The 25779-nt window shown below is 72.6% G+C and carries 24 protein-coding genes; 11 read left to right on the top strand and 13 right to left on the bottom strand.

Annotation, left to right across the window (positions count from 1 at the left end; genetic code table 11):
* Window positions 1-14 precede the first annotated feature (14 nt).
* A complete protein-coding gene (locus QWU11_RS18965) occupies window positions 15-1007 on the top strand; it encodes an aldo/keto reductase (RefSeq protein WP_290113612.1) in 993 nt (330 codons plus the stop codon).
* A 38-nt stretch (window positions 1008-1045) separates the two neighbouring features.
* Here the strand turns inward: QWU11_RS18965 and QWU11_RS18960 are convergent, their stop codons facing one another.
* Window positions 1046-1507 (bottom strand): universal stress protein, encoded by a 462-nt coding sequence (locus QWU11_RS18960; protein ID WP_290113610.1) that lies wholly within the window; start codon window positions 1505-1507, stop codon window positions 1046-1048.
* A gap of 212 nt (window positions 1508-1719) precedes the next feature.
* A complete protein-coding gene (locus QWU11_RS18955; protein ID WP_290113608.1) occupies window positions 1720-2790 on the bottom strand; it encodes a hypothetical protein in 1071 nt (356 codons plus the stop codon).
* Window positions 2791-3001: 211 nt separating this feature from the next.
* On the opposite strand from QWU11_RS18955, the gene QWU11_RS18950 reads away from it, so the two are divergent.
* Both QWU11_RS18950 and QWU11_RS18945 read left to right on the top strand, forming a co-directional pair.
* Complete coding sequence (locus QWU11_RS18950) at window positions 3002-4549, top strand: AMP-binding protein (RefSeq protein ID WP_290113605.1); 1548 nt, start codon at window positions 3002-3004, stop codon at window positions 4547-4549.
* On the top strand, window positions 4546-5316 hold the full coding sequence (locus QWU11_RS18945; RefSeq protein WP_290113603.1) for a crotonase/enoyl-CoA hydratase family protein: 771 nt from the start codon (window positions 4546-4548) through the stop codon (window positions 5314-5316). The genes QWU11_RS18950 and QWU11_RS18945 overlap by 4 nt, the downstream gene beginning before the upstream one ends.
* A gap of 8 nt (window positions 5317-5324) precedes the next feature.
* Here the strand turns inward: QWU11_RS18945 and QWU11_RS18940 are convergent, their stop codons facing one another.
* From QWU11_RS18940 to QWU11_RS18920, 5 genes are read right to left on the bottom strand one after another with little or no spacing between them, the layout of a single operon-like run.
* The gene (locus tag QWU11_RS18940; RefSeq protein WP_290113601.1) at window positions 5325-6740 is read right to left on the bottom strand and encodes a cytochrome P450; all 1416 of its coding nucleotides are present in this window, start codon (window positions 6738-6740) and stop codon (window positions 5325-5327) included.
* Complete coding sequence (locus QWU11_RS18935) at window positions 6737-7336, bottom strand: ATP/GTP-binding protein (protein WP_290113599.1); 600 nt, start codon at window positions 7334-7336, stop codon at window positions 6737-6739. The genes QWU11_RS18940 and QWU11_RS18935 overlap by 4 nt, the downstream gene beginning before the upstream one ends.
* Window positions 7314-7667, bottom strand: coding sequence for a DUF742 domain-containing protein (locus QWU11_RS18930; protein ID WP_290113597.1), 354 nt, complete (start codon window positions 7665-7667; stop codon window positions 7314-7316). Before QWU11_RS18930 ends, QWU11_RS18935 begins: the two co-directional genes overlap by 23 nt.
* Window positions 7664-8071 (bottom strand): roadblock/LC7 domain-containing protein, encoded by a 408-nt coding sequence (locus QWU11_RS18925; protein ID WP_290113594.1) that lies wholly within the window; start codon window positions 8069-8071, stop codon window positions 7664-7666. Before QWU11_RS18925 ends, QWU11_RS18930 begins: the two co-directional genes overlap by 4 nt.
* A complete protein-coding gene (locus QWU11_RS18920; protein WP_290113592.1) occupies window positions 8068-9399 on the bottom strand; it encodes an ATP-binding protein in 1332 nt (443 codons plus the stop codon). Before QWU11_RS18920 ends, QWU11_RS18925 begins: the two co-directional genes overlap by 4 nt.
* 153 nt (window positions 9400-9552) lie before the next feature.
* On the opposite strand from QWU11_RS18920, the gene QWU11_RS18915 reads away from it, so the two are divergent.
* Complete coding sequence (locus QWU11_RS18915; RefSeq protein WP_290113590.1) at window positions 9553-10644, top strand: PP2C family protein-serine/threonine phosphatase; 1092 nt, start codon at window positions 9553-9555, stop codon at window positions 10642-10644.
* A gap of 37 nt (window positions 10645-10681) precedes the next feature.
* Entirely contained in the window at window positions 10682-11596 is a 915-nt protein-coding gene (locus tag QWU11_RS18910) for an SDR family oxidoreductase (RefSeq protein WP_290113580.1), read from the top strand.
* Here the strand turns inward: QWU11_RS18910 and QWU11_RS18905 are convergent.
* The gene (locus QWU11_RS18905; protein ID WP_290113578.1) at window positions 11587-12558 is read right to left on the bottom strand and encodes a YafY family protein; all 972 of its coding nucleotides are present in this window, start codon (window positions 12556-12558) and stop codon (window positions 11587-11589) included. The genes QWU11_RS18910 and QWU11_RS18905 overlap by 10 nt on opposite strands.
* A gap of 3 nt (window positions 12559-12561) precedes the next feature.
* The gene (locus tag QWU11_RS18900) at window positions 12562-14193 is read right to left on the bottom strand and encodes a helix-turn-helix domain-containing protein (protein WP_290113576.1); all 1632 of its coding nucleotides are present in this window, start codon (window positions 14191-14193) and stop codon (window positions 12562-12564) included.
* 332 nt (window positions 14194-14525) lie between these two features.
* Between QWU11_RS18900 and QWU11_RS18895 the strand changes: the two genes are divergently transcribed.
* Window positions 14526-17255 (top strand): LuxR C-terminal-related transcriptional regulator, encoded by a 2730-nt coding sequence (locus QWU11_RS18895; RefSeq protein WP_290113574.1) that lies wholly within the window; start codon window positions 14526-14528, stop codon window positions 17253-17255.
* 4 nt (window positions 17256-17259) lie between these two features.
* On the opposite strand, the gene QWU11_RS18890 is transcribed toward QWU11_RS18895, so the two are convergent.
* Entirely contained in the window at window positions 17260-17400 is a 141-nt protein-coding gene (locus QWU11_RS18890) for a hypothetical protein (protein ID WP_290113572.1), read from the bottom strand.
* A gap of 81 nt (window positions 17401-17481) precedes the next feature.
* On the opposite strand from QWU11_RS18890, the gene QWU11_RS18885 reads away from it, so the two are divergent.
* Together QWU11_RS18885 and QWU11_RS18880 are read left to right on the top strand one after the other, a co-directional pair.
* A complete protein-coding gene (locus tag QWU11_RS18885; protein WP_290113567.1) occupies window positions 17482-18324 on the top strand; it encodes a GNAT family N-acetyltransferase in 843 nt (280 codons plus the stop codon).
* A gap of 53 nt (window positions 18325-18377) precedes the next feature.
* On the top strand, window positions 18378-18632 hold the full coding sequence (locus QWU11_RS18880; protein WP_290113566.1) for a hypothetical protein: 255 nt from the start codon (window positions 18378-18380) through the stop codon (window positions 18630-18632).
* A 71-nt stretch (window positions 18633-18703) separates the two neighbouring features.
* On the opposite strand, the gene QWU11_RS18875 is transcribed toward QWU11_RS18880, so the two are convergent.
* Window positions 18704-19501: a YrdB family protein gene (locus QWU11_RS18875; RefSeq protein WP_290113519.1), complete on the bottom strand. Its 798-nt coding sequence runs from the start codon at window positions 19499-19501 to the stop codon at window positions 18704-18706.
* Between the two features lie 582 nt (window positions 19502-20083).
* Between QWU11_RS18875 and QWU11_RS18870 the strand changes: the two genes are divergently transcribed.
* Window positions 20084-21829 (top strand): S8 family serine peptidase, encoded by a 1746-nt coding sequence (locus QWU11_RS18870; RefSeq protein ID WP_290113499.1) that lies wholly within the window; start codon window positions 20084-20086, stop codon window positions 21827-21829.
* Here QWU11_RS18870 and QWU11_RS18865 read toward each other — a convergent pair.
* The gene (locus QWU11_RS18865) at window positions 21826-22236 is read right to left on the bottom strand and encodes a DUF2000 domain-containing protein (protein ID WP_290113485.1); all 411 of its coding nucleotides are present in this window, start codon (window positions 22234-22236) and stop codon (window positions 21826-21828) included. The two genes, QWU11_RS18870 and QWU11_RS18865, sit on opposite strands and share 4 nt — an antisense overlap.
* 69 nt (window positions 22237-22305) lie before the next feature.
* On the opposite strand from QWU11_RS18865, the gene QWU11_RS18860 reads away from it, so the two are divergent.
* Window positions 22306-23175, top strand: a complete 870-nt coding sequence (locus QWU11_RS18860; RefSeq protein WP_290113483.1) for an AraC family transcriptional regulator — start codon at window positions 22306-22308, stop codon at window positions 23173-23175.
* A gap of 70 nt (window positions 23176-23245) precedes the next feature.
* The gene (locus QWU11_RS18855) at window positions 23246-24340 is read left to right on the top strand and encodes an FAD-dependent oxidoreductase (RefSeq protein ID WP_290113481.1); all 1095 of its coding nucleotides are present in this window, start codon (window positions 23246-23248) and stop codon (window positions 24338-24340) included.
* A 4-nt stretch (window positions 24341-24344) separates the two neighbouring features.
* Here the strand turns inward: QWU11_RS18855 and QWU11_RS18850 are convergent, their stop codons facing one another.
* A complete protein-coding gene (locus QWU11_RS18850) occupies window positions 24345-24932 on the bottom strand; it encodes a hypothetical protein (protein WP_290113479.1) in 588 nt (195 codons plus the stop codon).
* Window positions 24933-25779: the final 847 nt, after the last annotated feature.

Genomic DNA, 25779 nt, shown 5'->3' with positions numbered 1-25779 from the left:
CGAGAGGAAAAACGATGGCACTTCCGACACGGCCGTACGGCACGACCGGAATGGAGATCACCCGGGTCGGCTTCGGCGCCTGGGCGATCGGCGGCGGCGACTGGGCGTACTCCTGGGGACCTCAGGAGGACGCGCAGTCCGTCGCGGCCATCCGGTACGCCGTCGACCAGGGCGTCAACTGGATCGACACGGCCGCCGTCTACGGCCTCGGGCACTCCGAGGAGATCGTCGGCCAGGCGATCAAGGACATCCCCGAGAACGACCGGCCGTACATCTTCACCAAGTGCGGCCTGGTCTGGGACCTGGACGAGCGTACGAAGCCGGCGACCCGTACGGGCAAGGAGATCCGCCACGAGGTGGAGGACTCCCTGCGCCGCCTCGGCGTCGAGCGCATCGATCTCTACCAGATGCACCGGCCGGCCGAGGACGGCACGTCGCTGGAGGAGTACTGGCAGACGCTGCTGGACCTCAAGGCCGAGGGCAAGGTCCGCGCGGCCGGGCTGTCCAACCACGACGTCGGCCAGCTCGATGTCGCCGAGAAGCTCGGCCACGTCGACTCGCTGCAGCCGCCGTTCTCGGCGATCCACCGTGCGGCCGCCGCCGAGATCGGCTGGTGCGCCGCGCACGACACCGGCGTCATCGTCTACTCGCCGATGCAGGCGGGCCTGCTGACCGGCGCCTTCTCCAAGGAGCGGGTCGACAACCTGCCCGAGGACGACTGGCGTAAGCGGAGCCCGGACTTCACCACGAATCTCGACGCCAATCTCGCGTTCGCGGACGCGCTCGTGCCCGTCGCGAAGCGGCACGGCGTGCAGCCCGCGGCGGTCGCCGTGGCCTGGACCCTGGCCTGGAACGGCGTGACCGGCGCAATCGTCGGCGCCCGCCGCCCGGACCAGATCGACGGCTGGCTCGCGGCCGCCGATCTGGAGCTGACCGAGGCCGATCTGAGCGAGATCGCCGCCGCGATCGAGCACACCGGCGTCGGCGAGGGCCCCGTCCGGCCGTAGAGACACGCGCGAACGGCCCCGCTCCGGCGGGGCCGTTCTCATGCGTGCTCCCGCTCGTCACGGGCGAAGAAGCGGACCACCCGTACCGCGCACGGCGAGCGGCGCTGCAGGTCCAGCGCCGGGCAGCGGTGCAGGCGCGCCGCCCAGCGGGTGCGGATGCGCGAGCCCACGTACACCGCGCGCGCCAGGCGGTCGGCCGCGTACGAGCGCAGCACGTGGGCCGGGTCGCCGTCCACGACGTCGAACCGCCACTCCAGCGACATCTCGGTGAGCAGGACCGTGCACTGCAGCCACGCCTCGAGTTCGAGTTCGTCGCGCCACTGCTCGGCCAGCGGATAGGTCTCCCAGGCCATGAGCTCCAGCGGCCGCGGCGACCGTCGTACGTGCAGCGCGACCAGCGGCAGGCCGCTCGACACCGCCTCGCCGGCGGCGGTCTCCAGGGCCGCACGCCCAGAGTCGGTGCCATCCACCCCGGCCAGCACCACCCCGAAGCGGCCCATGTCAGTGCGGCCCGGCAGGCTGCGTACCCGGCATCTCCCGCCCCTTTCCGGCGGACCCGCAGCCGAGGGAGGCACGCGATCCCGGTAGACGTCACGTCATCACTATGGGTAGCCGAAAAGATGACGTTCGGTGGCCGATTTTGCGCGAGAGTGGCGGACCGGCCGCATCCCCCTGTCCCGTGAGCCACGTTTCCGCACGTGAAATGCGCGGGTCAGCGGAAGCGGATCTCCGAGAGGCCCAGCCGTGCGAGCCCGGTCGCGGTCTCGGCGGCCTCGTGCTCGCGCGACCGCTCCCTGTAGACGAGGTCGATCTTCTCCTCGACGTTGGCCTTGCGCGCGGCGACGGTGACCCAGGCGAAGCCCGTACCGGGATGCTGGACGATCAGCTCCGCCTCGTCACCGATGCGCGGGATCCTCCTCACGCGTTCACCGGCTCCGATCGCGACGCGGGTCACGCGGGCGAACGTCCGGTGGGCCTCCTCGGCGTCGCTGACCGGGCCGATCCCATGGTCCAGCTCCAGCTGGATGCTCAGCCGCCCGACGTCAAGGAGCGTCATCCCGCCGGGCGTACGGTGCGTGGCGTTCCACTGGCAGGTGTGCCGCTTGACGTGCGGGTCGGAGTCGTCGTTGCGGCTGAGCAGCCGGTCCACCTGGGCGCCCGGCAGCAGCCGCTTCACCCGGGCGTCGAGCATCCGGCACGCGTCGGGCAGCGCCTTGGCGTGCACGCGCAGCGGCCACGCGTCGCTGGCCCACGGCGGATCGATGAGCACGAGGGCGACTGCGGTCAGCGCGAGCAGCGGGCCCCCGACCAGCCGGGGCAGGCTCCACTGGTGGTACGGCCCCGAGGTCCCCGGATGCCGGACCCGGGTGCGGAGCTCGCCCAGCGCGCGGTCGAAGTCCGGGTCGGCGCGGAACCAGAGGCGCGTCGGCGCGCCGAGCTCGGTCAGGCTGCCGTCCCGCAGATACAGCACCGGCCACTCCAGGAGGAGGCCGCGGCGGACCTCCACCAGGCCGACCTGGGAGACCGGCACGACGCGCCGCCGGATCGGCACGCGCCACGTGACGATCCGGTCCGGGGCGACGTGCGTACGGCTGAAAAGCAGGACGATCGGCCGGATCACGAGGGTCGACACGACGATGAGGACGGGGACGAGCAGCTTGGTGCCGTGCGTCATCAGGCCCATCGCCGCGTACAGGACGCTGACCGGCGACCCGGCCAGGGCCGTGACGCCGACGAACCTGCGGACCGGCCGCGATGGGCGCAGCGTCGTCTCTTTCGCCATCGGCCTCTCCCAGGACGACGCATACGCTCCTGCCTGCGGTTTCTCCGTTATCCGTACCCCGAGACCGGCAGCCGCCCGCGGCCGAAGCACAATGCCCAGGCAACGATCACGCCGGTTACGATCTCCCCCTCTGCCCGAGCCCGATGGACCGGGCTGATTTGGCGAGGCCGGACTGTCCCAGCCGGTCACGGACGACGCTGGAGGAGAGCCGATGCTGACCGTCGACATGGTGCGGGCCGGGGCGCGCCGCCACCGGGACCGCGTCGCGATCCGGTACGGCGACGACGCGCTGACGTTCCAGCAGGTGGACGAGGCGGCCAGCCGGATGGCCAACACCCTCATCGGCGTCGGGGTCGAACCGGGCGAGCGCGTCGCCCTGCTACTGGGGAACGGGCTCTGGACGGTGCCGCTGGACTTCGCCTGCCTCAAGGCGCGGGTGTGCCGGGTGCCGCTGAACGCCCGCCTGTCGGCGGAGGAGCACGCGCGGATGCTCATCGACGCCGGAGTGCGCACGCTGGTGTACGAGGCGGCGCTCGCCGGGCGGGCCGCCGAGCTCCGCGAGCGCCTGCACGGGCTGCGGACCCTCAGCCTCGGTACGGGCCTTGGCACCGGCCGTACCGGTGACCGGGACCTGCTGGAGGAGATGGGCGCGGCGTCGGCCACCGACCCGCGCCTGCCCGCGCGGCCCGACGACGTGATCCTCGCCCTCTACACCTCCGGCACGACCGGCACGCTCAAGGCGGCCCAGCACACGCAGGCGAGCTACGCGGCGATCGTGGCCAACATCCTGGCCAACCTCCTCAGCCCGGCCCGCGACGACGTGATGCTGCACGCCGCGCCGCTGATCCACGCGAGCGGCACCTTCGTGCTGCCGTTCTGGCTGCGCGGCGCACAGGCGGCCGTACTCGACGGCTTCGACCCGCAGGGCTACCTGCCGGCGGCCTCCCGGTTCGGCGTGACGCACGCGAACCTCGTGCCGACCATGCTGCAGATGCTCCTCGCGAACGGCGAGGCGGGCGCCGATCTGAGCCGCCTTCGCTCGGTGATCTACGGCGCCTCCCCGATGCCGCGCCCGGTGATCGAGGAGGCGCTGGAGGCGTGGGGGCCGATCTTCACCCAGTACTACGGCCAGACCGAGGCGCCACTGTGCCTGTCGGTACTGGCCGCCGAGGACCACGTCGGGCCGGACGCGCCGCTGGGCTCCTGCGGGCAGCCGGCGATCGACGCCGAGATCAGGCTGGTCGGCGAGGACGGGGCCGACGTGGCGCCGGGGCAGCCGGGCGAGGTGGCGGTACGCGCGCCGTTCGCGATGGCCGGCTACCTCGGCGCTCCCGAGCTGAACGCCGCGACGTTCCTCGGCGACGGCTGGCTCCGCACCCGCGACGTCGCGCGCTTCGACGAACGCGGCTTCCTCCACCTCGTCGACCGGACCTCGGACATGATCGTCAGCGGCGCGTACAACGTCTATCCGCGTGAGGTCGAGGACGCGCTGCACACCCACCCGGCGGTGGCCGAGTGCGCGGTCGTCGGCGCGCCGGACGAGCGCTGGGTCGAGGCGGTCGTCGCGTTCGTGGTCCGCCGGCCCGGCGCCGAGGTGACCGGGGCCGCGCTCACCGAGCACGTACGCGCCCGGCTCGCCGGTTACAAGGTGCCCAAGCGGGTGGAGTTCGTGCCGGCGATCCCCAAGAGCGGGGTGGGCAAGATCTTGCGCCGGGAGCTGCGCGATCCACTCTGGGCGGGCGTGGAGCGGGCCCGATGATCCGCGTCGAGCGCGCGGGCGCGGTCACGACCGTGGTGATCGATCGTCCCGCGGTGCGCAACGCCGTCGACCCCGAGCACGCCGCCGGGCTGTACGAGGCGTTCACCGCCTTCGACGCCGACCCGGAGGCCCACGTCGCGGTCCTGTACGGGGAGGGCGGGACGTTCTGCGCGGGCGCGGACCTGAAGGCGGTGGCCGCCGGGCGGTTCGACGTCGCGCCGCCGGAGGAGTCCGACCGCGGGCCGATGGGCCCGACCCGGCTGCGGCTGTCCAAGCCCGTGGTGGCCGCGGTCGCCGGGCACGCGGTGGCGGGCGGCCTGGAGCTGGCGCTCTGGTGCGACCTGCGGGTGGCCGAGGAGGACGCGGTCTTCGGCGTGTTCTGCCGCCGGTGGGGCGTGCCGCTGATCGATGGCGGCACCGTTCGGCTCCCGCGCCTGATCGGATTGAGCCCGGCGATGGACATGATCCTCACCGGGCGGCCCGTCGGCGCGGAGGAGGCGGCCCGGCTCGGGCTGGCCAACCGCGTCGTCCCCGCCGGTCAGGCGCGTCTCCGCGCCGAGGAGCTGGCCGCCGAGATCGCGCGCTTCCCCCAGCTGTGCATGCGGCACGACCGGCTTTCGGCGTACGAGCAGGACGGCCGCTCGCTTCCGGACGCGATGGCCGGCGAGTGGCGGCACGGCGAGGTCGCGCTGGCGGCCGAGGCTCGCGGCGGGGCCACGAGGTTCGCCTCCGGCAGCGGGCGGCACGGCGACTTCGACGCGATCTGAGCGGTGTGTCAGCGCCGGTGGAACAACCGCGAGATCCCGCGCCTCCTCGCCGGCGGGCGCGGCGCGGTGAGCACGGCCGCCAGGCCGTCCGGCGCGTGGGACGTCCAGTCGGTCGCCGGGCGGGGCTCTCGCGGGGCGGCCGCGCGTACGGGCGTCGGGGACTGGCGCCGGAGGAGCTCGGGCGGGATCTCGCCGCCGGGCATGGCCACCGGCGGGAAGTTGACCGGCAGCGCGGTCAGCGCGCGGTGGAACGGCCCGGGACGCCACTTCAGCATGCCGGCGGGTACGGCGAGCTCCATCTCCGGCAACGCGTCGAGGACCGCCTCGATGGCGGCGGACGCGATGAGGCGCGCGTGCGCCTGCGCGGGGCAGGTGTGCGGGCCCGCGCTCCAGGCGAGGTGGGCGCGGTTGCCCTCGCGGTGGTCGGTGGCCAGCGCCGGGTCGGTGTTGGCCGCGGCGAGGCTGATCACCACCGGCTGGTCCTTCGGCAGCCGTACACCGGCGAAGTCCACGTCCTGCACCGGATAGGTCATCGCGAAGTTGGCCATCGGCGGGTCGGTCCACAGGACCTCGTCGATCGCGTCCTCGACCTGCAGGTTGCCGCCCGACAGGTCGCCGGCGAACCGCGCGTCGGACAGCAGCAGCCGCAGCCCGTTCACGATGAGGTTCTGGGTGGGCTCGGTGCCCGCGCCGAGGAGCGTGGTGATCTGGTGCAGCATCTCCTCGTCGCTCAGCCGTACGGGGTGCTCGGCGAGCCAGGACGTGATGTCCTGCGCGGGTTCGGCGCGCTTGAGGCGCACGAGGTCGACCACCGCGTCGCGCAGGATCTCGTTCGAGCGCCTGGCGTCGACGGTGTCGAAGATGCCGCTCATGCCCTCGACGAGACGGTCGCCGATCTCCGGCGGGCAGCCCAGCATCTCGTTGGAGACCAGCAGCGGCAGCGCCCGCGCGTAGTCGGCGACCAGGTCGCCCACGCCCTTGGCCGCGAACCGCGCGATGAGCGTGCCGGCGGCCTGCTCGACGTACCCGCGCAGCGCGAACATGTCCACGCGCGCCAGGCTGTCGGTCACCGCCGCCCGCAGCCGGCTGTGCGCGGAGCCGTCGGCGTGCCGGCAGTTCGGCCGGTACATCATCATCGGCAGCACCGGGCAGTCGTCCGGCATCGTCTTCTGCCAGCCGCGTGGGTCCTTGCGGAACGTCGTCGGGTCGCGCAGCACGTCGAGCGCGGCGTCGTAGCCGACGATGAGGGTGGCGGGCACGCCCGGGGACAGCTCGACCGGCACGGCGACGCCCTGCTCGCGCAGCCGCGCGTACACCGCGTGCGGGTCCTCGGCGAGATCGGGTCCGTGCAGCGGGAACCCGCCCTCGTGGGCGGGACAGCCGGGCGGCGGCTCCGTACCGGTCTCGGACTGCTCGGCGGTCACGCGGACTCCCGTTTCTTGGTCTCGACGAGGTATTCGACGAGGGCGATGAGCGCGCGTGTGGAGGAGACCGGGTCGCGGGCGTCACAGCTCACGAGCGGAGTCGTCGGCAGCAGGTCGAGGGCCTCGCGCAGCTCCTCCTCGGGGAACACCGGCGCGCCGTCGAACCGGTTGATCGCCACCGCGTACGGCAGGCCGCGCTCCTCCAGGAGCGTCATGACGTCGAAGGAGTCCTCGATGCGGCGGGTGTCGGCGAGCACGAGCGCGCCGAGCGCGCCACGCGCCAGGTCGTGCCACATGGCCTTGAACCGGTCCTGGCCGGGCGCGCCGAACAGGTACAGCACCAGGTCGTCGCTCAGCGTCAGGCGGCCGAAGTCCATGGCGACGGTCGTCGTCACCTTGCCCGGCGCGCCGGAGGGGTCGTCCACGGACTCCCCGGCCTGCGTCATGTGCTCTTCGGTGCGCAGCGGCCGGATCTCGGACAGGGCGCCGACGATGGTGGTCTTGCCGACCGCGAAGTGGCCCACGATGAGGATCTTGACGGAGTGGCGTACGGATTCACGGACGTAAAGCTGGTCAGAGACGAGCGCGGAGCCCATCCAGCACCTCCCTCAGCAGGTGGTCCGCCGGTAGATCGGCCTCGGCGGCGGAGGCCCGGGTGACGACGTGGCCGCTGTCGACGAGGTCGGACAGCAGAACCTTGGTGACGCTGACGGGCAGCGCCAGGTGGGCGGCGACCTCGGCGACCGACAGGGCGCCGCCCTGGCAGAGCTCCATCACCCGGCGCTTCTCCGGGCTCAGCCCGGTCAGCTGCGTACGGCCGGCGAGGACGAGGGTGACCAGGTCGAAGATGTTCCGCGTCGGGTGGGCGCGGCCGCCCGTGACGACGTGGGGCCGTACGAGCGCGCGCTCGGGCCGAGGCGGGCTCACCGCATGCCACCACGCGGCGGGATGGTGAGTTCCTTGCCCAGCCGCTGGACGAGTTCCTGGAGGCGGAAGGAGACCGCCTCCATATCGACGTTCTCGGTGGCGGACACCGCGAGGTACGCGCCCGGACCGGCGGCGACGAGGAAGACGTAGCCGTCGTCGAACTCGGTCACGGTCTGCCGCCACGTGGTCTGCGCGTCGTCGCCGCAGAACTCCGCCGTGCTGCGCGCGAGCGACTGCAGCCCCGACATCCCGGCGGCGTGCCGCTCGGCATCGTCCATGCCGATCCGCTCGGAGTGCGCCATCAGCAGCCCGTCGGCCGACAGAAGGATGGCGTGCCGCGTCTCAGGCATCTTCAGGGCATCGTCGAGCATCCAGCCGAGCTTGTTGGTCACGGCGTCGTTCATGCCTGCGATTTCCCTTCGGAGTCGGGCGGGACGGTGGCGCGGCCGGCCTGCGTGCCGCGCTGCCAGGCACCCAGGCCCGCGGCGGTCTGCCGGGCCGGCCGGCCCGGCTCATCGAGCCCTGTGGGCGCCGGCGCGGGTCTCTCTTCCGCTCCGGCGGTCTGTGGCTGCGGCCGGTCCGCCTGCCCGGCGGCCGCGCGCCGGCGTCGCGGCAGGCCGCCCGCCGTCAGCGAGGGCGGCGCCTTCGCGGGAGCCTCACTCACGGCCTCGGGGGCGATCTTCTCCGCGACGGAGGCCTGCGGCGTCGCGCGGCCGGCCTTGGGCCGGTCGTCCAGGCGGGTCAGCAGCACGGTGGGCAGGAAGAGGACGGCACGCACGCCGCCGTACGGCGAGCGCGTGTCCACCGACACGCTGAAGTTGTAGCGGGCCGCGAGCACGCCGATCACCGCGAACCCGACCTGCGGCGGGTCGCCGAGCCGGTTGATGTCGACCGCGTCCTGGCCGGACAGGAGGCGGCTCGCCCGCTTCAGCTCCTCGCTGTTCATCGCGACGCCCGCGTCATCGATGACGATGGCCATCCCGTTGTGCGCCGGCTGGAAGTTGACCTCGACCGGGGTGTTCGGCTGCGAGTGCCGCGCCGCGTTGTCGAGGAGTTCGGCGACCGCGAGGACCACCGGCTCCACCGCACGGCTGACCACCGCGTCGCTCACCTGCGAGTGCACGGTGACCCGCAGGTAGTCGCGGATCCGCGACGTCGCGCCGCGTACGACGTCGGTGAGGGAGGAGGCGGACCGCTGCAGGCCCGGCCACGATCCGCACAGGACGGCGCTGGCCTGCGCCCGCCGGCCGAGCTGGGCGTTCATGTGGTCGATCTTGAGCAGGCCCTCGAGGACGTCGGGGTCGTCGTGCAGGGCCTGCATCCGGGAGATGGCGAGCTGCTGCTCGTTGGCCAGGCTCTGCACGCCGCGCATCATCGCCTTCAGCGTGGCCTTGGCCGACTCGTCGGCGCGCGCCTTGGCCCGGCCGCCCGACTCAGCGAACATCTCCGTGACCTGGTCCAGGTTCCGCCCGTACGGGATCTCGGCCAGGCGCGGGTGGCGCGGGCCGGGCACGTCGACCTGACGGCCGTTCAGCGACTGGATCAGGGCGGGCAGACGGGTCGTCACAAGGTGGGACAGTTCGTCGTCGCGGAGGGTCGCGCCCTTCTCGAGCACGGAGACCCGGCTGCGCAGGCGGGCCGTGACCCGGCGCTGGCGGACCAGCAGGATCACGATGACGAACGCGACCGCGGCCAGGAAACAGACCGCCGCCACCAACATGTGTTGCTCCATCAGATCCTCGCGGGCAGGGGGCTGTCGGGCCGAAGGCTACATCCGCGTGATCTTACGACGCCGCACGGCGACCGTGGGGGCATCTGTCAGAGATGGCCTGGGTTCGACACTTCTGCCTGCGGAAACGTCATGACCGCTGGGTAGGTAGACGATGTGCGAGGACGGGAGCCGGGGGCGCTCTGGCGCCCACCGTGGCGACCGGGCCAGACGCTGCTGCTCATCCCGGTCGTCCTCATCGTAGTGATCGTCGTGGCCGACGATCTACTGCCGTACGGCGTCCACCTCGGCCCTCTCCTGGCCACCGCGCCCGCGATCGCCGCCCTGTCCGGCGGCCCCCGTACGACCGGAGCCGTCGGGGTTCTGGCCCTGCTGGGCCTGCTCGTCGCCGGCCGCAGGCGCGGCGGCCTGTCCACCCTCAACCACGAGGTGCAGATCATCTCGCTCGTGGCGGTCACCGGGGTCATCGTCGTCTTCTGCGTGCTGCGCGAACGCCGCCAGCGCGAACTCGCGCAGGTCCGCTCGGTGTCGGAGGCCGCGCAGAGCGTCGTGCTCCGCCCGGTCCCGCCCCGGGTCGGCCCGCTGCGGCTGGCGTCGGTCTACCTCGCGGCGGCGGCCGAGGCCCGTATCGGCGGTGACCTGTTCGCCGCGGCGCGCACCGAGGGCGCCACCCGGCTGCTGATCGGCGACGTGCGCGGGAAGGGGCTGGCCTCCATCAGCGACGCCTCCCTTCTCCTGTGCGCCTTCCGCGAGGCCGCGCACCGGCACGCGACCCTGCGGGACCTGATCGCCCACCTGGAGAGCAGCCTGACCCGCGACGCCGCCGAGCCGGACCCCATGGAGTTCTTCATCACCGCCGCGCTGACCGAGGTGCCCGACGATGATCCGGTCATCCGGCTCGTCACCTGCGGGCATCCGCCGCCGCTGCTGGTGCACGGCCGCCAGGTACTGATGCCGCAGGTCGAGGACCCCGCTCCGCCCCTGGGAATGGGCGAGTGCGATCCGGACGACATGGTCGTGAAGACCTTCCCGTACGAGACGGGCGACCTGCTCGTGCTCTACACCGACGGCGTCGTCGAGGCGCGCGACCGGTCGGGGGCCTTCTATCCGCTCGCCGAACGGCTCAGGGCCTGGCCCGGCGGCGACCCGGAGGCGCTCGTGCGCTACATCCACGAGGATCTGCTCGCCCACGTCGGCGGCCGGCTGCAGGACGACGCCGCCGTTCTCGTGGTCGAACGCCTTGTCTGACATGAGATGTCAGGTTTTTCGGCGAACATCTCTTTCCATGAGCGATACATCGGAACGGAAGGTCGCGCTGGTCGCGGAGGCCACGCGCGGCGCGGGACGCGGCATCGCCGTCGAGCTCGGCGCCATCGGGGCCACGGTCTACGTCACCGGGCGCAGCACGCGGGAGCGGCGCTCGGAGATGGACCGGCCGGAGACGATCGAGGAGACCGCGGAGCTGGTCACCGCGGCCGGCGGCGAGGGCATCGCGGTGCCGGTCGACCACCTGGAGGCCGCGCAGGTCTCGGCACTGGTGGAGCGGATCGACCGCGAGCAGGGGCGGCTCGACGTGCTCGTCAACGACATCTGGGGCGGTGAGCTGCTGTTCAGCTGGACCGACCGGCTCTGGGAGCACTCGCTGGACAAGGGCCTGCGCATCCTGCGGCTCGCGATCGACACCCACATCGTCACCAGCCACTACGCGCTCCCGCTGCTGATCAGACGGCCGGGCGGGCTGGTGGTGGAGGTGACCGACGGCACCACGGACTACAACGAGGTCAACTACCGGGTCTCGTTCTTCTATGACCTGGCCAAGACGTCGGTGACACGCATGGCGTTCGCGCAGGCCAAGGAGCTGGAGCCGGTGGGCGGGACCGCGGTGTCGCTGACGCCGGGCTGGCTGCGCTCGGAGATCATGCTGGAGCACTTCGGCGTCACCGAGGCGAACTGGCGCGACGCGCTGGCCGCGCAGCCGCACTTCGCCATCTCCGAGACGCCCGCGTACGTGGGCCGGGCGGTCGCGGCCCTGGCGCGCGATCCTCGGGTCGGCCGCTGGAACGGGCGGTCGCTGTCGAGCGGGGGGCTCGCGAAGGAGTACGGCTTCACGGACGTGGACGGCAGCCGCCCGGACGCCTGGCGGTACGTGGTCGAGGTCCAGGACGCCGGCCGCCCGGCCGACGTGACCGGCTACCGCTGAGGCCCGTACAGCTCCGCGAGGCGGGCCGCCGTCTCGATCATCCGCTCGCGGAGCTCGGGCGGGTCGAGGACCTCCACCTCCGGGCCCAGCCGCATCAGCGCGCTGTAGCCGACCACGAGGGACTCGACGGGCAGCCGGGTGACCACCCAGCCTTCGGCGTCGGGCTCGCCGGCCGCCTCGCGGGCCCGCCGCGCGGCCGGCGCCTCGACGGCGTACCCCAGCGCGCGCAGGCCCTCCGGGCTCAGCCGTACCGTCACCTCCACGGTCAGCAGCGACGCGACGAAGTCCGCCGCCCGTTCGGCCCAGAACGCCGGCAGGTCGAACGCCTCGTCCCGCTCGAACGTCGCACCGGTCGGCTCGACGGCCACGACCCGGTCCACGCGGTAGGTCCGGTGGCCTGCGTCCACCCGGGCCACGAGGTACCAGATGCCCGCCTTGAGCACGAGCCCGTACGGCTCCACGGTCCGTGTCACCTCGTGGTCCCGGCGGTACCGCAGCGTCACCACCTCATCCGCCCAGCTCGCCCGAGCAAGGTCGGTGAGCAGCGACGGCGGCTCGGCCGTCGTCCACCAGCCGGGGACGTCGAGGTGGAAGCGCCGCCCCGTACGGTCGGAGGCCTCGCGCAGCGCGGGTGGCAGCGCGGCCAGCATCTTCAGCCGTACGGCGGCCACCTCGTCGGCCAGGCCGAGCTGCCCGGCCGGCCCCGGCAGCCCGGACAGGAACAGCGCCTCCGCCTCCGTACGGCTGAGGCCGGTCAGTCCCGTACGGTAGCCGCCGACCAGGCGGTAACCGCCGCCGCGGCCCTGCTCCGCGTACACCGGGATCCCGGCCGACGACAGCGCCAGGACGTCGCGGTAGACGGTCCGCTCGGAGACCTCCAGCTCACGCGCCAGCTCTCCGGCGGTCATCGTCCCGCGCGACTGCAGCAACAAGATCAACGAGATCAGACGTGAGGCCCGCACGCCTCAATCCTGGCCCCGCCGCGCCGCGCGGAGGGCGAGAAGCGTGTGCCAGGCGCGGGAGGCGAGCTGAAGGTTGAAGTAGGTGTCCGGGTCGGCCAGGTCGTGACCGGAGATCTCCCGGATCCGCCGTAGCCGGTACTTCAGCGTGCTGCGGTGGATCGCGAGCACCGCGGTGGTCGCCTCGTACGCGCGGCCGCACTCGAGGTAGCGGCTCAGCGTCTCGACCAGCTCAGAACCCCGGCCGGCGTCGTAGTCGAGGAGTTCGCCGAGCCACTCGCGGACGAACCGCTCGACGCTCCCCGGCTCGCCCACGTCGGCGAGCAGCCGGTAGACGCCCAGCCGGTCGAACTCCGTGGCCTGGTGGTCGCCGGTGACGGCGGTCTGCAGCCGCAGCGCGAGCCGGGCCTCGTGGTAGGAGCGCGGCAGGTCGAGCGGCCGTTCGTACGCCCCGCCGACGCCGACCCGGCAGGGGGCGCCGCCGAGTTCGCGCCGCACCGCCGCGCGGAAGACCGACCAGGGCCGGTCGGCGTCGGACAGCACGACCACCTCCCGGCCGCGCGCGGCGAACAGCGAGCCGGCGCCGGTCTCGCGCATAGCGCCCGCGACGGCACGCCCGAACCCCTCGTCGCCGGGCCCGGTCACGACGACGATCCGATGCGGCCGCCGCAGGTCGTACCCGAGCGCCTCGGCTCGTGCCAGCACGGTCTCCTCTCCGGCGCCGGAGAGCAGTTCCTCGACCAGGTCCCGGCCGAGCCGCAGCTCCGCCTCGGCGAGGTTGTGCAGGTGGGCCAGTTCGAGCGCGAGCACGGTGGCGGCGTGCCCGAGCGCGACGCGTTCCGGTCCGCCCGCCGACTCGCCCGGGTCGATGAGCGCCAGCACACCGAGAACGTCGTCGCGCGGGCCGGCCGGCACGATCAGCCGTCCATTGCGCCGGATCGGCCGGGCCTCGCGCACCGCCTCGTTCAGCATCACCTCGCGGGCGTCCCGCGGCTCCTTGGGGTACGGCTGCGGGCGGCCGGGCCCGGCCCACGCCCGGAGGTTGCCGTGCCGGTCCTCGATCGCGATGGGGTACCCGGTGAGCTCGTGCAGGGCGTCCGCCATCCCCTCGGGCCCGGCCCCCGCCGCCGCGACGCGCGTCAGCCGCTCGTGCACCTTGGCGCTGAACTCCAGCCCGGCGACGGTCGCGGCGAGCGCGGCGTTGGCGTCCCTCAGCCGCTCGGCGTCGGCCTTCTGAACTCCGCGCTCACGGGCACCGGCGATCGCGATCCCGGCCTGCTGTGCCAGCACACGCAACAGGAACTGCTCCGAGGAGTGCGGCTCACCCTCGGCGCTGACCACGAGGTAGCCGAGGTGCCCGTTCAGGCTGCGCAGGGGGAACGCCCAAGCCCAGGGCCTCCCGAGCACCGCGACCGGGCCGCCGGCGACGCTCAGCACCGCGAACTGGGCCTCCAGGTCTCCGCGGGCGTCCGGGGCCGCGTGGCCGCCTTGGACGGCCTGCCAGCCGCCGTCGCCCAGGTGGACGCCTTCTAGCCGGCAGCGCCCCAGCGTCGGCACGGCGGTGGCGGCCAGCCCGAGAATGTGGGCCGGATCGTCGCTCTCGCTCATGGCCATGGACAGGGCGAGCAGCGACCGCATACCGGACACCTGATCCCTGAGAGCCGCGTCGGGCGGCGACGCGGGAATCATGCGATCCCCGACAACGATCCGCCGGTACGCCGACGGCCGCCGCCCCTCCGCCGCAGGCCCCAGAAAACGCGATGACCAGCCATTTCCCCCCTCTTACCAGCATACGTACCCAGATTCAGCCGCCCGGGCTCACAGGACCAGACCGGGCGATCGACACCGCCCCGCAGGACACCTACCGACCAGTAAGACCGCCGGATCAAGGCGCCCCGGACCGTACGGCCTCGTGCTTTTGGCCCTGCGGTGACCTGTTCCGGCGGGCGAGCGGGCCCGACGCTGATGCCATGACCGCTACCGCGTCGCGGTCGGGTGGGCCGAGCCCGGCGGCGAGGACGATGCGCGGCCGTGAGCACGAATGGGGCGTCGTGCTCGGGCTGCTGAAGGCGGCCGAGTCCGGACGGCCGGGCGTCCTGCTGGTGGAAGGAGAGCCGGGTACGGGAAAGAGCCTGCTGCACGAGGAGGCCGTACGCGCGGCGATCGTGCACGGCCTGACCCCGGCGACGAGTCGGGCGCACGAACTCGGCGGTCTGACACCCGCCGAACCGCTCCTGTCCGCCCTGGGCGAGCCGTCACCCGTCCGCGAGTCCCTGCTGATGGACGCTCTGCGGTCCAACCTGGAGAAGCGCGCCGGGGCCGGCCCGGTGCTCGTGAGCCTGGACGATCTTCACTGCGCGGATCCGGCGACGCTGGCGGCCCTGCAGGCGCTGTGCGGCCACCTCGACTGCCATCCGGTCGCCTGGCTGCTTTCCCGGCGCACGACGGAGCGCGGTGACACGGCCGCCCGCCTGTTCGAAGGGCTCGAACGCGACGGCGCCGAACGCTGCCCGCTCGGGCCGCTCGGCGACGACGCGCTGGCCGAGACCGCCATCGACATCCTCGGGGCCAAGCCCGATCCCGGTCTGGTCGCGCTCGCGGCCGGCGCGGGCGGCAACCCTTTTCTGCTGACCGAACTCCTGGCCGGCCTTCGCGACGAGGGTGCGGTCAGGATCTCCGGCGGCCGCGCGCGCCTCTCCTCCGCGCGGCTGCCGGAACGGGCCCGTACCGGCGTCGGCCGCCGGCTTGACGGGCTGAGCCCCAGGACGCGCCACCTGCTGACAGTGAGCGCCGTCCTGGGGCGTTCGTTCTCACCGGAGGACGTCGCCGAGATCCTGGGTACGACTCCGGCCGCCCTCGTGCCCGGCCTGGACGAGGCGCTGGCGTCCGGAATCCTCCAGTCGGCCTCCGACGCGCTGCGTTTCCGGCACGACCTGGTCCGGCGGGTGATCGTCGAGGGGGTGCCCGCGCCCGTACGGCAGGCTCTGCACCGGCAGGTCGGCGAGGTGCTGATCGGCCGGGAGGGCGCGACCGCCTCGGCGGCGTCTCACCTGGTCCAGGGCGTGCGGGCGGGCGATGTCCGTGCCCTGGCCCGGCTGGACCAAGTGGTCGCGGCGGTCCTGCCGCGCTCGCCGCAGAGCGCGGCCGACCTGGCCGTACACGCCCTCGAACTCACCGGCTTCGCCGAACCCGACCGGGCGCCCCGTACTCTCACCGCGGTCCGCACCCTCATCGCGACCGGCCGCCTGGACGAGGCCGCCCGGCTCGCGAGAGACGCGTTCGCCCGGCCGATGCCCGCCCTGCCCTGCGCGCGGCTGCACTGCCTGCTGTCGGAGATCCTGCACCTGCGGGGCCGGGCGGACGAGGCGGCCGAAGAGGCGTCGGCGGCGCTGGCCGAACCGTGCCTGTCCGATGGGCTGCGCGACGACGCCGAGCTCGCCCTGCTCAACGCCCGTGCCGGGGCGGGCGGTGAGGTGCTGGAGCGCGCGGCGGCGATCGTCTGCTCCACCGGCGAACACGGCGACGCGCTGATCTCCGGCGCCTTCCTCACGCTCGCGCTGGCCGAGTGGGACGCGGGCGCCCTCACGACGGGCCTGGCGCTCGCGGAGGAGGCCGTACGCCGGGCGCGGTCCGCCGACGCGCGGGGCACTCATCCCCGGCTGGTCCTCGCGATGCTGCTCACGGACGTGCAACGCCCCGCCGCCGCCCGTACGGTGCTGGCGAGCGCGGGGGACGTCTCACCCGATCACCTCGCGTGGACCGCGGCGCCCGCCATCCTGAGCGCCCGCGCGCACCTGGCGGCGGGCCGGTTCCACGACGCCGCCGCCGAGGCCGAGGAGGGCCTGGCTGCCACCGGCGGACTGGGGCCGCACCTGCTGATGTCGTCCGGGCTGGCGGCGCTCGCCGCCGCGACGCTGCGGGCGGGGGACGTCAACGCCGCGCACCGGTACGCACACGGCGCCGATCGCCGGCCGAGCGTCTCCCTTGCGCTGGTCACCGCCCAGGTCACCGAGGCGCGCGAGGGGGCGGCGGCGCTGGAAGGCTTCTTCCCCCCGCTGTGCGCGCAGGTGCTGCGGCACCGCTGGACACTGATCGCCGACCCGGCCGCGGCGGCCTGGCTCGTACGCACCGCGCACTCCCTGGGCGACCGGCCGTCCGGCGAGGCGGTGGTCGCGGCGGTGGAGCTATTGGCCGCCGACAATCCGGCCTTCCCTGCCGCACGTGCCGCCGCCGCCCACGCACGCGGCCTTCTGGACGGTTCGGCGAGCTCGCTGGAACAGGCCGTGACCGGCCACACCGGCCCGTGGGCGCGGGCCTCGGCAATGGAGGACCTGGCCGTCCTCGTCACCCCGGCGTCCCGGCGACGCGCGGTCGCCGCCTTCGACACGGCACTGTCGGCGTACGAGGCGATGGACGCGACACGGGACGCGGCCCGGGTCCGGAGACGACTCCGGCGACTGGGCGTACGCCGCAGGCACTGGAGCCGGATCGAACGCCCGGTCTCCGGCTGGGCCAGCCTCACCGACACCGAACGCGCCGTGTCGGAGTTGGTCGCCCAGAGCCTGACGAACCGGCAGGTGGCCGACCAGTTGTTCATGAGCGAGCACACTGTGGCGTTCCACCTGCGCCATGTGTTCCGCAAGCTGAACATCGGCTCACGCGTCGAACTGGCCCGCCTCGCCTTCCAGCGGAACATTTGACCCCTCACTCGGCGAGAGCGCTCGCCGGCAGCGCGGCGAGGCCGTCGTCCGGGAGCCCGCCGTACAGATCCTCCGTGCGGTGCGTCGGCCGCCCCCACCCCATCATCCGCGCCTTGGCCACCGCCGCCACGGCGCACGCGGCCACGACCGTCTGAAGGCCTCCGGCTCGGTGCGGCGCTTCGGGAAAACCGGATGCGCGCGGGGGCGGTGTCACCGACCATGGGGCATGGGCTGGGATGTCACAGGTGATCCGGATGCGTACGTCGCGGAGGCAGGTGCGTTCCTGCGCGCGGACCCAGTCGAGAACACCGTTCCGCTGGGCCTGATCGAGACTCTGCGGGTGCAGGGCGCGGACGTGTTCGGGAGTGATCCGCTGTTCGGCTGGTGGCGGTCGCCGGACGGGGTACGCGGGGCGTTCGTTCAGACGGGGACGTTCCCTCTCCTGCTGAGCGCGCTGCCCGAGCACGCCGCCACGGAGCTCGCCGCCCTCCTGGCGGACCGTGGCGTGACCCTGCCGGGCGTCAACGGGAACGCTGAGGTCACGCAGGCCTTCGCCACCGGCTGGACGGAGCGTACGGGCGTGGCGGCCGAGGTGCGGATGCGCCAGCGCCTGTTCCGGCTGGACCGGCTGGCGATGCCCGATCCGCTGCCCGAGGGCGGCTGGCGTACCGCCACCGAGGCCGACCACGACCTCGTCCACGCCTGGTTCAAGGCGTTCGAGGTCGAATCCCAGGGCGGGGGCAGCGTGAGCTCCCGCCTGGTCTCCGACCGCATCGGCCACGCCGGCGTCCTCCTGTGGGAGGCCGCCGGCGTACCGGTGGCGCTGGCCGCCCGTACGCGTATCGCCGCCGGCATGGCCCGGATCGGCCCGGTCTACACGCCCGTCGGCTACAGGCGGCGAGGCTACGGCGCGGCCGTCACCGCCGTGCTGACCCGCGCGGTCCTGGACGCCGGCGCCGATCACGTCGTGTTGTTCACCGACCTGGCCAACCCGACGAGCAACGCCATCTACCAGCGGCTGGGCTACCGCGCCGTGAGCGACCGGCTGGTGCTCGGCTTCGTCGCCTGATCGGCCTTACGGGGACTATCGTCATGGGCCTCCCCGTGAAAGGTCTGTGACCAATGCTCCGTATCGCCGGAATCCTCCTGGCCGGAACCGGAGCGGCGCACTTCGCCGCCCCACAGCTCTTCGACCCGATCTCCAAGGCCGCCTTCCCCGAGAACACCCGCCAGTGGACGTACCGCGACGGTGCCCTGGAACTCGCCCTGGGCCTGGCCATGACCAGCAAGAAGACGCGTCTGCTGAGCCTGGCCGGCACGGCCGGCTATGCGTACTGGCTGACCAGCCGCGTCCGCGCCAACCGCTCCGAGGCCTGATCTCCCGCCGACGGCCCGTCACAGCACTATCCGGAGGCGGGCTTCTGGAACCCGGCGCCAGGCCGGCCTGATCAGCCGAGGGCCGGAGTGGAATCGTCCGCCCCGGCCTCGGACGCACGACGGAGGACGGCCTCCCGGTCGACGGCGGCGACGGTCGTGTTGGCGGCGGCGACGACACCGAAGAGAACGGCCAGCGTACGGTGTCCGAGCCCGTCGAGCCCGAACAGCGCGGCTCCGAAGACGAGCGCCTTGACCGCGAGCACCCCGGCGAGCGGAAGCCTCACCGTGGCCTTGGGCGAGGCGGCGGCCCCCCAGACGACGGCGGCCACCAGCGGCGTCCCGATCCCGAGCAGAAGATGGACGACCAGCCCGCTCCCGGTGGAGGCCCCCCACCAGGCGAGCGAGGCGAGGGCGAGCAACTCGATGAGGAACGCCAGCCCCTCGTTGGCCATGCGCGGCGAGCCGTCGAGCACGAGCTCACCACCGACGAGCCGCCGCCACCGGGGCAGCTCCGCGTAGACGGTGATGCCCACCAGAATCCAGACGAGAACGGCCACCGGCACGGGCCACGCCGCCCAAGCGGCCAGAACGGCCGCGAGGAGCTGCAGCACAGCGAGCGAAATGGTCACCTTTCCCGAGACGGGAACGACGACCTTAACCTTGTCCCCAGGCGTCACGAAGACCGTCGGCAACCCGATGAGCAGCAACAACGCGACCCCGGCCAGCACGGGCGAGTGCGTCGCCAGCGCCCAGGGAGTCGCGACCCAGGCCACGATCTCGGAAAGAAACCGCAGCACGCCGGGCGCCTCGACACGGGTCGCCTCCGCGCGGTACGCGGGATGCTCTCTTGTGGAGGACAGCGCTCTCACCCGTTCCTAGACCCGTACGAACCGCCCCAGTCTGCCGCGCCGCCGAACCCCTAGGCCAGTAAGGCCGACATCGGCGGGACACCCGGAGGGGACCGAATCGTCGTACGACGAGTGGATCAACGGCCCGTTCGGCCGGGACGCCGACAAGGCGCTGACCGTATCGTCCCCGCGCACGGTACTCGGGGTCGCCCATCACCTCACCGCGGCCACTCGGCTGCCTGGACGGCTCGCATATCGAAGACCTGGGTGCGATCGCGCCTCGGGGGGACCGGGAGCGGCCGCTCGGCCGAGCTTCTACGCCGGCAGATGTACCGCCTGATGCGCCTCCCCGAGCCGGAATCCCCGGCATGCCTGGAGCCGATCGGGCCGCCGGCCGAGCGCGGCTAACGCGCTTATCTAATATGTCCCAGTAACTCGGCTCTCGCCATTCCCCGGCGGCACTCTCAGCAGGTCAGAGCCAGATTAACGGGAACGCCAGCTGGGCATCGAGCCTGTACGGCCGTACGCCAAAGCCGATGACCCCAGAAGTCCCGAACCAGACGTTTAATGCCGTTTAAATCAGCGCCGCATGAAGGGAGCAGGATGTCGTCCACTCTCGTCCGGCGGATCGGCGGGTGGGTCGGGGTTGTCGTTTCGGCCGCGTTCGTCCTCCTCCCTGTCTCGGCCTCCGGCGACTCCGCCGGGACCCGAGCCGACCCGCGAGCCGCCGTCCCCGTCAAGCGCGCCTGTCCCGACGTCACTCGGCAGGTGACCTGTCTCGCGCTCGTACGGACCGACGTCGCCCCCAAGCACGGTGTTCAGCCGCAGGTCGAGCCGGCCGGGCTCGGGGCGACCGACATCCGGGACGCGTACCGGCTGCCCACCGGCACCGGCGGCAAGGGCCGGACCGTGGCGATCATCGACGTGTACGACGACCCCAAGGCCGAGGCCGACCTCGCCGTCTACCGGGCGCAGTACGGCCTGCCGCCCTGCACCACCGCGAACGGCTGTTTCAAGAAGGTCAACGCCACGGGCGGCGGCACGCTGCCCCGCGCCGACTCCGACTGGGCGCAGGAGGAGTCGCTCGACCTCGACATGGTCTCGGCGGCGTGCCCCAACTGCCGCATTCTGCTCGTCGAGGCCGGCCAGCCCTCCATCAGCGCCCTGGGTACCGGCGTCGACACGGCCGTTCGGCTCGGCGCCGAGTACATCTCCAACAGCTGGGGCGGGCCGGAGCGCTCCGTCACCGGCGCCGCCGACAGGCGGCACTTCGACCACCCGAGCGTCGCCATCACGGCGGCCTCCGGCGACACCGGGTACGGCGTGCTGTTCCCGGCAACCTCACCTCACGTCACCGCGGTCGGCGGCACGTCGCTCGTGCGCGCCCCGAACGCCCGTGGCTGGGACGAGACCGCCTGGAGCGGCACGGGATCCGGGTGTTCGGTGGGCGCACGCAAACCCGCCTGGCAGAAGGACACCGGCTGCCCCCGCCGTACGATCTCCGACGTCGCCGCGGTCGCCGACCCGGGTTCGGGCGTGGCCGTCTACGACACCTTCGAGTTCGGCGGCTGGATGGTCGTCGGCGGCACCAGCGCCGCCTCACCGATCATCGCGGGCGCGTACGCGCTGGCCGGCTCGCTGCCGTCGCACGGCTACGCGGCCTCCGTCCCGTACGCCCACGCGCAGCGGTTGAACGACATCGTCACGGGCAGCTCCGGCACCTGCACGCCGGCCTACCTCTGCACCGCCGGACCCGGCTACGACGGCCCGACCGGGCTCGGCACGCCCAACGGGGTCGGCGCCTTCACCGCGGCCGAGCCTGCGGCGGCACAACGCCACCGCACGGCCGACAACACCAGACCGACACCGAAACCGGCACCGAAACCGATCAGCGCCACGAGACCCCGCACTCTCACCAATGGCGGTTTCGAAACCGGGAACCTGTCCGGCTGGACCTCCTCCGGCGTCGTCACCGGCGTGACCAAGGACCACCCGCACAGCGGAAAGTACGCCGCACTGCTCGGCTACCCCGACGACCCGCACAAGGGCGACTCGTCGATCCGGCAGAGCTTCACGACCGCCCCGGGCCACCGCCGCCTCTCGTTCTGGTACAACGTGAGCTGTCCGGACAGGGTGCGGTACGACTGGGTGACGGCGTCGCTGAAGGACGTCACGACCGGGTCCACCCGCGAGGTCCTGCCCAGGACCTGCACGTACGAGGAGGGGTGGCGCCAGGCCACCACCCCGGTCACCGGCGGCCACGCGTACACGCTGACGTTCCTGAGCCACGACGACGGCTACTTCGGCGACCCGACCTCGGCCACGTTCGACGACGTCGCCCTCGACTAGGAGTGCAGCGCGAGGCCCTTGAGCGTCTTGTCCAGCGGGTTCTTCGGCCCGTACACCGCGAGGCCCACGAGCTGGAGCTCCTCGGCCGCCACGGCCCGTACGACCGCGCGGTTGTCGGCGTCGTGCCCGGTCTTGAACATGTCCTCGGTGAAGATCGCGGTGCGCAGGCCTCGGCTCAGCGCCGCGGCGCGTACGCGGCCGAGCGCCTCGGCGTTCGCCGCGTACACCAGCACGGGCTGGCGGAACATCGGCAGGTACTGATTGCCGGAACCATCCTCGTACGGCTCGCCGATCGTCTCCTGGACGCTGCCGGCCACCGAGCTCGCCAGGAACGCGGTGACGTTGAGTTTCTGCCAGACGGCCAGGTCGTCGCGGACCACGATGCCGATCTTGGTGTCGAATCGCATGCCGACCAGACTGGCGCGAGGTCCGGCCCCGGGTCTTGAACGCTCGTGCGCCCGGCCGACAATGGAGGGGTGCCACTTGACTGGTCCACGTACTGGCACTCGGCCGACCGGCCGCTGGAGGCCATGCACGCCCACTTCGAGCGGCATGTCTATCACCGGCACAGTCACGAGTCCTACTCCTTCGGCGTCACCGAGAGCGGCGCCCAGTCGTTCACGTGCCGCGGCGGAGCGTACACCAGCGCCGCCGGCATGGTCATGGCCTTCAACCCCGACGACCCGCACGACGGCCACGCCACTGACGAGCTCGGGTTCACCTACCGCATGGTGCACATCGGCCCGGACCTGGTGGGCGACGTGCTCGCCGACCGCGCGGGCCGTCCGGCGGGCCTGCCGCTGTTCACCGACCCGGTGATCGAGGACCCGCGGATCGCGCGGAACCTCCACTCTCTTCACGCCGCCCTGCTCGGCGGCGCCCCGGCGCTGCGCCGCGACGAACTGCTGATCGCCACGGTCGCGACCCTGACGGACCACGCGGCCGGGACGCTTTCGTGGCCTCGTACGCCCGGCACCGCGCGGGTCGCCGACCAGGCCCGCCGGCTGATCCACGACACCTACCTCGAGGACATCACCGCCGACGACCTCGCCGCCGCGACCGGCCGTACCCGCTATGCCGTCTATCGGGCATTCCGGGCGGCGTACGGGATGGCGCCGAGCGACTACCAGCGGCAGCTCCGGTTGCGGGCGGCCCGCCGGCTGATCGCACGCGGCCGGCCGCTCAGCGAGATCGCCGTACGGACCGGCTTCGCGGACCAGGCGCACCTCACGCGCTGGTTCAGCCGCTACTACGGCATCACGCCGGGCGGCTACCGGCTCGCACTCGCTCCGGACCTGGCAGAAATTAATCCCGACACCGACTCTGACCAGGTCGAACAGCGCTGAACCGGCCCGCCCTCTTCGCTACGGTCGCGATGGAGGCCTCCCGCGTCGCGCGGGAGCGAAAGGAGTCCTCGTGCGAGTCGTGGTCATCGGAGCCGGGATCGTCGGAGCCGCCGTCGCGGCCGGGCTGACCCGCCGCGGCGCTCAGGTCACGGTCCTGGAAGAACGTTTCCCCGGTGCGGGCACCACCGGCGCGTCCTTCGCCTGGGTCAACGCGAACCACGCCGACTCCGAGCCGTACTTCACGCTCGCCCACGCCGGGCTCCACGCCCACTACGCGCTCGGCAGCGACGCGTTCCAGCCGACCGGGCACCTGGAATGGGCCACCGGCGACGGCCGTCTGGTCGAGCTCAGCCGGCGGGTCGAGCGCCTGCGCGGGCGGGAGTACGCGGTGGAGCGCATCACCGCCGACCAGGCCACCGAGCTGGAGCCGGGACTGACCACACGGCCGGAGGGCACGGAGTACGTGCTGTTCCCGGAGGAGGCCCACGTGTTCCCGGCCCGTCTGCTGGGCCGCCTCCTCGCCGAGGCGCGCGCGGGCGGCGCGGAGGTGGAGAACGGCGCGGCCGTACGGGAGGTACGGTCGGGCTCGGCGGGCGCGAGCGTGGTGCTGGCCGACGGCGACGTCCGCACGACGGACGTGGTCGTGAGCTGCGCGGGCCGGTGGACCGACATGCTGCTGGACATCCCGATGCGCGTCCCGGGCGTGGGCACGACCGGTTACCTCGCGACGACGAGCCCGCTGCCCACCCCGCTGTCCCGTGTGCTGACCACGGACGGTTTGAGCGTACGGCCGGACGGCGGCGGCCGGCTCCTGCTGCGCGCCCGCGACCTGGACTTCGCGGCCGACCCGGCACTGCCACCCGCCCCCCGGATCGGCGCCGAACTCCTGGCCCGCCTGCCGGAGGTGCTCACGGGTACGGAGGGCGCCCACGTGGAACAGATACGGGTGGCGGCCCACGCGACCCCGGCCCGCGGCCGTACGGTGGCGGGTTTCGTGGACGACGCCGAGCACGTGTACGCGGTCGTGACCAGGGACGGAGTGACGCTGGCACCGCTGCTGGCGGACCTGGTCGCGGGCGAGGTGTACGGCACGGAGTCGGCGTTGCTGGCCCCGTTCCGCCCGGGCGCGGACGTGCTCGCGTTCCCCGCGGGGACCTCGCTGTGAGGCGTCATCGGAGCAGCCAGGCACGGTCCTGGTCCACGAGGACCTCGGCGTACGCCGTGGGGTCGGTGTCGCCCGGACCGCCGTGGACGACGCTCCGATAGAGATAGTCGGAGACGATGAGCGCGAGGTCGTCGGCGGTCTTGAGCAGGTCGGGGGCGTCGAGCATGCGTAAGAGGTCGTCGAGGGCCTTTCCCGCCAGCCCGTACCCGTCCCGGTAGACCTCACCGATGTGCGCGGCCAGCCGAAGCCGTACCTGCGCGACGGGGCTGGACAGCCGGTTGTGCCGCCACAGCCGGACGCGGACCCGGTCGACGAGCGGGTCGATCACGGTGATGGTGGGCATGTGCGCCGGGATGACCACCACGACCCGGTCGCCCCGGCCCTCGTGGACGCAGGAGTCCCAGGGGATCCCGGCGTCCTCGAACGCCGCGACGAGCAGCCGGTAGAACGCGTCCCGCACCGCCAGCCGCACGTCGTCGTCCCGCCCGTCGGTCAGCCGGGCGACGTCGACGGCGAACAGCACGCAGTGCTGCGACCGCCCGATCGGCGGCGAGGGCAGGACCGCGACGGGCTCGACTCCGGTCTCCGCCACAGTTGTTTCCCGTCGGTGGCCCGAGAGCTCCGGAGGAGAGCCACTGATCGGCCCCTCGGCGCTTCGAGGAATGAAGATGCCGAACCCGTGGGGCAACTGGGACACCCACACCGTAGGCGCAGGAACGGCGTCGGGCGCGCGGAGCGGCAGCCCGCCGGCCAGCCGGTGCCATAAGCGCTGTGTGATGAGGCGACTGTCCCAGGGCCAGTCGATAAGCGTCAGTGGCAGGCCACCGGCCGCGAGCAAGGCCAGCCAATTCCCGATCTCCATATGGAGCCGGGTATACGTGAGCGCGATGGCGACCAAGAGGGCCATCCACTCGAAACACGGTATGACCTGACGGAACATCCGTCGTATGAGCTCCAGTGCCTCGCCCAAGGGGAGGCGCCGGCCAGCGCGAGACATCACGCCACTCCGTTCGTTCGCGGAGGCGAGTCACGTAGTGTGATCGGTTCGACGGGCAACGCCGCTCGAACCGGTGTCACGGTGAGCCGGACGGCTCGTCAATGAGCAGCTATTGTCGGAGATCTTCACCGACGTGGAGCACGGACACTCAGGCCACAGACCCTGGACCGACGAATGGCGACGGCTGTGCCGCGACTCGGCGCACGTGACGCTGGACTGCGCTAATGCAGGCACCAACCGCCTACCCCCTCATACCCCGCCCCGATTGTCGCGGGCGACTGGTATGCCTTTTCCCACTACAAAGATCGCTAAGCGCAACGAACGTAATTTGAGTCTCAAATTGAAGTAGCGAATTTTGCCGTGCAACTTTCTCTTCTTCTATCGCAAAACTTACGCCATAATGATTGTGCGTCACACGTCACACAGAGGAGGCGGTCGCCGA

It is taken from the genome of Actinomadura sp. DC4 (assembly GCF_030406325.1).
In the GTDB taxonomy this organism is placed as follows: domain Bacteria; phylum Actinomycetota; class Actinomycetes; order Streptosporangiales; family Streptosporangiaceae; genus Actinoallomurus.
The sequence above is the reverse complement of the archived record's forward strand: the minus strand, read 5'-3'. Positions and strand labels throughout refer to the sequence as shown.